Below are 7129 nucleotides of genomic sequence, written 5' to 3' on the forward strand. Positions count from 1 at the left end.
GGGCAGGGGCCTGGGCAATGGCGGTCAGGCGCATGGGCTGGCGTTCGGTGCCCCAAAATGGCGTGCTGCCCAGCAGCAATTTGTCCAGGGTGGTGGCCAATACCAGCAGCCATGGCGCCTCGCGCGTCGCGCCGTTCACCGTGATAGGGGCGTTAACGGTCGCAAGCAGATGGCTGGCCGTGCGGGAAAACAACGCCAGCAGCATGCGCGCGAAGGCAGTCAATGGCCCCGCCAGCCCCTTGAGGCCGGTGGGGCGAACCCGCTCATGAAAATAGCGAACGCCGGTGACGATTGAGCCGGCGCCAAAGAACAGGCCGCATTGTGTTCGCCGGTTGTGTGAGTCCGACACTTGCAGCACGGCCGTGGGCCTCTCGAGCGCGGTGTGGTTGTCATGGGTCAGCCAGCGCGTCAGTGCCTTGATTGCCTTGAGTGGGTTGCCACGCAACCCGATGGCATTGGCACTCATGTTGGTGGTGCCCGCGGGGACGATGAACACCTTGGGAACTTGCGCCCCAGGGGTTTGCAGCAGGCTGGTCAGCGCCGCCTGCAGCGTGCCGTCCCCGCCCACTACCACCAACAAGTCGTTTTCCATCAGCGCCCAGTTGGCGATGGCAGTCTCGATCTCGGCAGGGGTGCGCACCTGCGCGAAGTGGGCGCGAGGCAATCTATAGATCAGGCGGCACAGGCGTACCAGTTGGCGACGAACGCGTCCGCTGAGGGGGTTGATCAAAACGCCGATGCGCCGCGGCTGAGCAATTGAAGGTGGGTTGATGTTCATGACGTTGCCTAGGCGTTTCGGTCGAAGCGATAGACCAGCATCAATGCCGCGCCCAGAATAAACAGCGGTGGCAACAAGGTGGTCAACAGCGGATTCAGGGCAAACAGCAGCCCCAGGTTGACGATGATCTGATTACCCACATAGGTCAGCAGACCGACGACAGCGCCCACCGCCAGGCGGCTGCCCATCCCGGGGTCGCGCTGTTGCACGAAGGTGAAGGGTACCGCCAGCAGGATCATCGCCAGCGTCAGGATCGGCCGGCCGAACTTCTGCCACAGGGCGATGCTGTACTGATCGACGGGTTGATCGGTGGCCTTGAGAAAGTGGATGTAGCGGCTCAGTTGCTTGATGGAAAAACTGTCGCTGGGCAGGGTCAGCTCCTTGAGATGAATACTGGAAAAGATCGACGTCCATTGCAGGCTATCCAACTCGCGGACCGTTTCTTCGCCCTCGCTCCATTGCTTGAAGTTGACTTGGTTGAGCGTCCAGCTGCCGTCCTGGGAGACGCTGGCATTGTCAGCGTGAATGTAACTGGCCAGGGTGTTGTCCGGGTTGTAGCGGAATATCTCGATGCCCATGGGCCGGTTGTGCGCGGCCACGCTGTCGATCCTGGCGACTTCATTGCCGCGCCTGGCCCACAGCGTCCCCTTGGCATTGACTGCCTCATCGGAACTGGTGATGGCGGCGTTGCGCATCTGTAGGCCGCGCTGCTGCAACGGTGAGGCCACCCATTCATCCAGTGCTGCCAGGCTGGCGGTCAGCAACACGCCTGCGGTGACGGCCGCCAGGGCAATACGCACGATGGACACGCCGGCGGCGCGCAGGGCCGTGAGCTCCTGGCTGACCGCCAATTGGCCCAGGCCGACGATGCCGCCCAACAGGGCGATGAAGGGCCCCAGGTCGATCAGGCGACGGGGCAGCGTCATCAGCACCACCGCCATCGCCTGGGTCCAGCGGTAGCCGCCAGCGCTGACATTGTCGAGTTCGCTGATCAGATCAAAAGTCGTGAACAACGGAATCAGCAGCGCAGCGGCAGCACCGAAACCCACGAACACGTTCCTGACCAGGTAGCGACCCCAAAGGCTCATCGCGAAAACCTCGGCAGCAGCCGCAGGTCACGGGCCATCAAGGTCCCCAGGCCAACCAGCATCAGCAGGGGGACCAGCCACAGGCCCGGGATAAGGGGCAGGGCGGTATTGGCTACCAGGGTGCGGCACAGGTTGCCGGCATAGAAGATCACCGTAAACAGGATCGCGATCGGCAGCAGGGTCGAGAACCGGCCTTTGCGCGGTGCGGTCCGGCTCAGCGGCACGGCCAGCAGGGCCATGAGAATGGCATTCAGGCCGCGGCTTTCACGCCATTGCAGTTCGGCTTTGTCCTGGGGCATGGCCGACATGGCCAGCATCGCGCTGGGGGTGGATTTGCGCTTTGACTCTTCGGTCGGTCCCACCGGCTTGAGGTGTAGCAGCAACTCTTTGTAATTCAGTGTGCTGTCCTTGCTGCCGCGATGCGCCAGCGTATAACTGGTGCCCTGTTGCAGGGTCAGCGCCGGCGCCGTGGGATCGGGATCGGTGATGGTCGCCACGTTGGCGCGCAGCACGCGGCTTTTGCCTTCGGTCGGGTCGTAGATCAGCGCGTCGGTGAGCTGGTTGGTGTCCGGGTCGATGTGCTGGGCCAGGATCATCCGGCCGTTGTCATCGTTGAGGTTGAAGCGTTGGGCCTGCAGGTGGCTGACGTCGAGGTCGGAGCGCGATTGCTGTTCCAATTGATAGGTTTGCGTATAAGCCCAGGGCCGGCCGTAGAACGACAGCGCAGCCACCGCCAGGGCCAGGGGCATGGCGATGATCAGAATGGCCCGGTAGATACGCAACGGGCTGGCACCGGAAGCCATGATGGCGGTGATTTCCGAGTCGTTGTATAGCCGACCCAGTGCGATGGCCACCGAGGCATACAGCCCGACGGGCAGCAGCATCTCCAGCGCGATCAGCACTTTGTAGAAAACGATGTCGAAGACCACCCCCAGCGCGAGGGTGCCGTTGGCGGCCTCGGTCAGGTAGCGTTCGGCCGAGTAACTGGCGAAAACAAAGGTCAGGAAGCCGACCATCATCGTCACAGGACGGCGTACTTCGGAAATGATGTAGCGCTCGATCGTAAGCATGTACCGCAAGCCTTCAACGCGGCATCAGCCGTGCACAGTAAAAAGGGGAATGAAGCGGGTGAGTCGGTCAGGCCGCAGGGCGCCCGTGGTCCTTGGTCATCTCGCGCAGGGTGCGTTCCACCAGCGCGAAGTCGTTGGCGGAGTCCACATCCACCGCCGCTTCCGGGAACGGCATGACCACCGCGCCCACGCGTGCGCCCAGCACCCGGGAAAGCTGGTTCAGCGCATGCTTGAGGGACAATTCGCCCAGCAGGTAGCGCACGGTAGCCAGTGGGCCCAGCGCGCGGGCTACAACCTGTCGGGGACGCTTGCGCGCTTCTTCCATGCCACGCCAGTACTGCGCCACCTTGGCGCCCTGTGGCGTGAGGAAGGCGAACAGGTTGCTGCCGCAATACGGGCCACCCTTGAGCCGGATGGCCGTTCTGGCCGTGCCGGGGAATCGTTGCAGCACTGTCGCCAGGGGCGTCACGGCAACCGCCACGTCACAATCCAGGGTGGCTGCCTGGGTGAGGAAGTAATCGACCATGTCGCCGCGCAGTAGGGCATGGTCGGCAGTCGTCACCAACAGTGGCCAGTGTTGTCGCATGGCCAGGCCATGGACGACGCTTGCAGCCGGGGTTGCCTGGGGTTGCAGAAAACTCACCTGCTCGCCGAGGATCAGCGACCGCATATGGGCGTCCCGCTCCAGCAGTGCCAACGAAGGCCCGATCAACGTTACCCGGTCAACCTGGGCGCTATCGTGCAAAGCGCCCAGCACACGGTGCAGCATCGGCACCCCCGCGATTGGCGTCAGCGCCTTGCAGCCTGCCGAGCCCAGCGCAGCCACCGGGTCATGGCCATGGCGATCCGCCCCCAGCACCAGCGCGTCGAAACGCGGTGGCTCAAATTGCTTTTTCATACAGGCGATACCGTTTGTAGGGGGCGGCACCGATGCGATCCAGAATAGCCCGCATGCCGGTGTTGGTTTCCAGGATCCAAGACATTTCCAGTGCTTCGATGTCACGTTTTTCGAACGGCGCCTTCAAGGCTTCGATCAGCAGCAGTGCGATGATCGGCCCCAGTCGGCTGAACTGGTACTGCTGGCGCACGCCCATCAGCGGTACCCGCGCGGTGCGTACGCCACTGACTTTCAGGCGCCACAATAATTTGGCCCAGCCCAATGGGAGCAGGCGCCCATCCAGGTCGGCGATGGCTTCGTTGATGTTGGGCAGGGCAACGATGAAGGCGCAGGGCTCACCGTCGACCTCGGCGATGTAGATCATGTCTTCGGGCACCAGGAATTTCAGTTGCGCGCCCATCTCATCGAACTCACGTTCGGTGAACGGTACAAACCCCCAGTTTTTCTGCCAGGCATCGTTGAACACGGCGCGTAGTACCTGCATTTCCTGTGCGAAACGCTTGCGATCAAGCTGCCGGATCTTGATTCTGTTGCGCATGGAGCCCATCAGTGATGTCAGCGCTGGGGTGAAGGACAGGTCGGTGCGGCGCATCCAGTAAGCCAGCAGGTCCATGCCCTTGGCGTAGCCTTGCTGCTCCAGGCGTGCGGCGTAGTAGGGCTTGCCATGTTCCATCAGCGCCGACGGCGGTGTATCGAACCCGTCGACCAGCAGGCCGCTTTCCTGATTGATGTTCAAGCCAAACGGGCCGGTGATCCGGTGGGCGCCCTGTTTGCGCAGCCAGGTTTCCGCCGTATGAGTCAGCAGGCTGAACACTGCCTCGTCATCGATGGCGTCGAGCATGCCGAAATGGCCAGTGTCCATGCCGTGCAGATCACGATGCAGCGAATCAACCTGAGCGGTAATACGGCCCACCACTTCATTGCCACGTCGCGCAATCCAGGCCTGCCAGTGAATGTGGTCCGATGCCGGGTTCTTCGCCGACAGATGCTCGATACGCTCCACATGCAGGGGTTGGACCCAGTGGGGATCGTCCGCGTACAAGTGGGAGGGCAGGGAGATGAAGGCTTTCAAACCAGCCTTGTCGCTGACCTGTTCTATGGAAATCATGGCTGATCTAAATCCAACTAACTTCGAGGGGGTATTAACTCAATTAACACAACGCACGGCTGATCACCGCAACGGCGGCGTAAATGAAACCGTTATTAACTAAGTTTGTATATAAAATCTTCATCGCTGTTTCAGATGGCGGGTATCTGATAAATGAATAGTCGTTCAGAAATCAACTCCTGTTAATCTTCGCGCCGAATTAAATTCAATCAGAACATGAACACTGCGCAGGCAACAATCGCTTGCTGGCTGCGGCGCAAATGCGCTGTTTCCTATCTTATTTTCGCCTGATAAATGCATCGTCCAAATGAAACATTGCGGGTGGATTTGCCGTCATGCGATCAGGCCGAAGGTTCACATCTAATGGCTGTGTTGTATATGTCAGAAACAAGCTCAAATCATTCCATACCCATGCGTCACGCAAACTTTGAAAGTTTGGTAGATGCATTGGATTATGCTGCCACCGGTCATACTGGCATGAACTTCTATGACCGACGCAGTCAGTTGGTCAGTTCATTCGAGTACCGCATGCTGAAACGGCGCGCCCTGATGGGCGCACGTCGTCTGCTCGGCCTGGGGCTGGTGCGGGGCGACCGGGTGGCGCTGATCGCCGACACCAATGCAACGTTCGTCGAAGTGTTCTTCGCCTGCCAATACGCGGGGCTGATCCCCGTGCCGTTGCCCATTCCCATGGGGGTTGGTCAGCATTCATCCTACGTGGACAAGCTGCGTGGGTTGCTGAGCAGTTGCAGCCCGGCTGCGGTGTGCGGTGGCGAGGAATGGCTCCCCCTGGTGCGGGAGGCCGCCGCCGATCTGCCGCCGATGCCCGTGCTCAGTGGCGTCGACATCGACGCGCTGCCAGAGGCCGAGGTCGAACTGCAGGCGCCTGGCGCGGACGATGTGGCGTACCTTCAGTACACCTCGGGCAGCACCCGCTTTCCTCGTGGTGTGGTGATTACCCAGCGCGCGGTCATGGCCAACTTGCAGGTGATCAGTCGTGACGGCATCAAGCTGCGCGAAGGCGACCGCTGCGTTTCATGGCTGCCTTTCTATCACGACATGGGTCTGGTGGGGTTCGTCCTCACACCCGTTGCCACTCAACTGTCGGTCGACTACCTGCGTACCCAGGACTTCGCCATGCGCCCCTTGCAATGGTTGAAGCTGATCAGCCGCAATCGTGGCACGGTGTCCGTGGCGCCACCGTTCGGTTACAACCTGTGCCTGCGGCGTTGCAGTGACAAGGACCTGGCCGAGCTTGACCTGAGCAGTTGGCGGGTTGCTGGCGTGGGCGCCGAGCCGGTACCGTTCGAGGCGCTGGCGCAATTTGCCGAACGTTTTGCGGCAACAGGTTTCGCGAAAGGGGCGTTGATGCCGTGCTTCGGTCTGGCGGAAAGCACCCTGGCGGTCAGCTTTGCCGACACCACCAAAGGCCTGCGGGCCGATGTAATCGATCGCGATGTACTGGAGCACAGCGCCAAGGCCGTACCGCCCACGCCACGCACACGTGCCGTCAGCACGTTCGTGAACTGCGGGGCGGCCCTGCCCGGGCACCGCCTGGAAATTCGCAACGCCCAGGGTGAGGTGCTCGGCGAGCGCGAGGTGGGGCAGATCTTCATTGCCGGCCCCAGCCTGATGAGTGGCTATTTCCGCGACGCCGACTCGCAACTGCAGGCCTCCCAATGGCTGGCTACCGGCGACCTGGGTTACTTGTTCGAGGGCGATCTGCATGTCACTGGCCGCAAGAAAGACCTCATCATCATTCGCGGGCGCAACATCTGGCCTCAGGATATCGAGCACGTGGCCGAGGGCGAGCCTGGCGTGCGCCCGGGCGATGCGATCGCCTTCGTGACGGCGCGCGGTGATGAGCCAGTGGTAGTGATGCAGATCCAGTGCCGGGTGGCCTCGCTCGCATCGCGCGAGCACATGGTCCGCTCGCTGTCGGGGCGCATCCAGAGTGAGTTTGGCGTCAGCGTCGACATTCAGTTGGTACCGCCGCAAAGCATCCCGCGTACCTCGTCCGGCAAACCGGCACGTGCCGAGGCCAAACGTCGCTACCTGAACATGCTCGACGGTCTCGCGTTGCCTGCCGCGGCCATCGCCTGATGAGCCAGACCGTGGCAATTACGGGCGCCACCGGCTTTATCGGCCGGCGCATTCTGCACGCCCTGTTGGCGCGCGGACCATGTG

General features: G+C 61.7%; 6 protein-coding genes. 1 reads left to right on the top strand and 5 read right to left on the bottom strand.

Annotated features, from left to right (window positions below; genetic code table 11):
* The 5 genes from L9Z73_RS21990 to L9Z73_RS22010 form a co-directional block, all read right to left on the bottom strand.
* On the bottom strand, window positions 1-778 hold a 778-nt coding region (locus tag L9Z73_RS21990; RefSeq protein ID WP_247405416.1), incomplete at its 3' end, for a diacylglycerol/lipid kinase family protein.
* An 8-nt stretch (window positions 779-786) separates the two neighbouring features.
* Window positions 787-1866, bottom strand: coding sequence for an LPS export ABC transporter permease LptG (gene lptG, locus L9Z73_RS21995; protein ID WP_247405420.1), 1080 nt, complete (start codon window positions 1864-1866; stop codon window positions 787-789).
* Window positions 1863-2936, bottom strand: a complete 1074-nt coding sequence (lptF, locus tag L9Z73_RS22000) for an LPS export ABC transporter permease LptF (protein ID WP_247405423.1) — start codon at window positions 2934-2936, stop codon at window positions 1863-1865. The genes lptG and lptF overlap by 4 nt, the downstream gene beginning before the upstream one ends.
* Window positions 2937-3003: 67 nt before the next feature.
* Window positions 3004-3834: a nucleotidyltransferase family protein gene (locus tag L9Z73_RS22005; protein ID WP_247405426.1), complete on the bottom strand. Its 831-nt coding sequence runs from the start codon at window positions 3832-3834 to the stop codon at window positions 3004-3006.
* The gene (locus tag L9Z73_RS22010) at window positions 3818-4942 is read right to left on the bottom strand and encodes an N-acetyltransferase (RefSeq protein ID WP_247405429.1); all 1125 of its coding nucleotides are present in this window, start codon (window positions 4940-4942) and stop codon (window positions 3818-3820) included. Before L9Z73_RS22010 ends, L9Z73_RS22005 begins: the two co-directional genes overlap by 17 nt.
* A 378-nt stretch (window positions 4943-5320) precedes the next feature.
* Here L9Z73_RS22010 and L9Z73_RS22015 point away from each other — a divergent pair, with 378 nt between their 5' ends.
* Entirely contained in the window at window positions 5321-7045 is a 1725-nt protein-coding gene (locus L9Z73_RS22015; RefSeq protein ID WP_282598713.1) for a fatty acyl-AMP ligase, read from the top strand.
* Window positions 7046-7129: the final 84 nt, after the last annotated feature.

This window comes from Pseudomonas emilianonis, from assembly GCF_023072625.1.
Lineage (GTDB): Bacteria > Pseudomonadota > Gammaproteobacteria > Pseudomonadales > Pseudomonadaceae > Aquipseudomonas > Aquipseudomonas paraveronii.

What these genes read in the sequence shown, in the direction of transcription:
- lptG (WP_247405420.1), bottom strand. Translation starts at nt 1,866, where the DNA reads ATGAGCCTTTGGGGTCGCTACCTGGTCAGGAACGTGTTCGTGGGTTTC.
- L9Z73_RS22015 (WP_282598713.1), top strand. Translation starts at nt 5,321, where the DNA reads ATGTCAGAAACAAGCTCAAATCATTCCATACCCATGCGTCACGCAAAC.
- lptF (WP_247405423.1), bottom strand. Translation starts at nt 2,936, where the DNA reads ATGCTTACGATCGAGCGCTACATCATTTCCGAAGTACGCCGTCCTGTG.
- L9Z73_RS22005 (WP_247405426.1), bottom strand. Translation starts at nt 3,834, where the DNA reads ATGAAAAAGCAATTTGAGCCACCGCGTTTCGACGCGCTGGTGCTGGGG.
- L9Z73_RS22010 (WP_247405429.1), bottom strand. Translation starts at nt 4,942, where the DNA reads ATGATTTCCATAGAACAGGTCAGCGACAAGGCTGGTTTGAAAGCCTTC.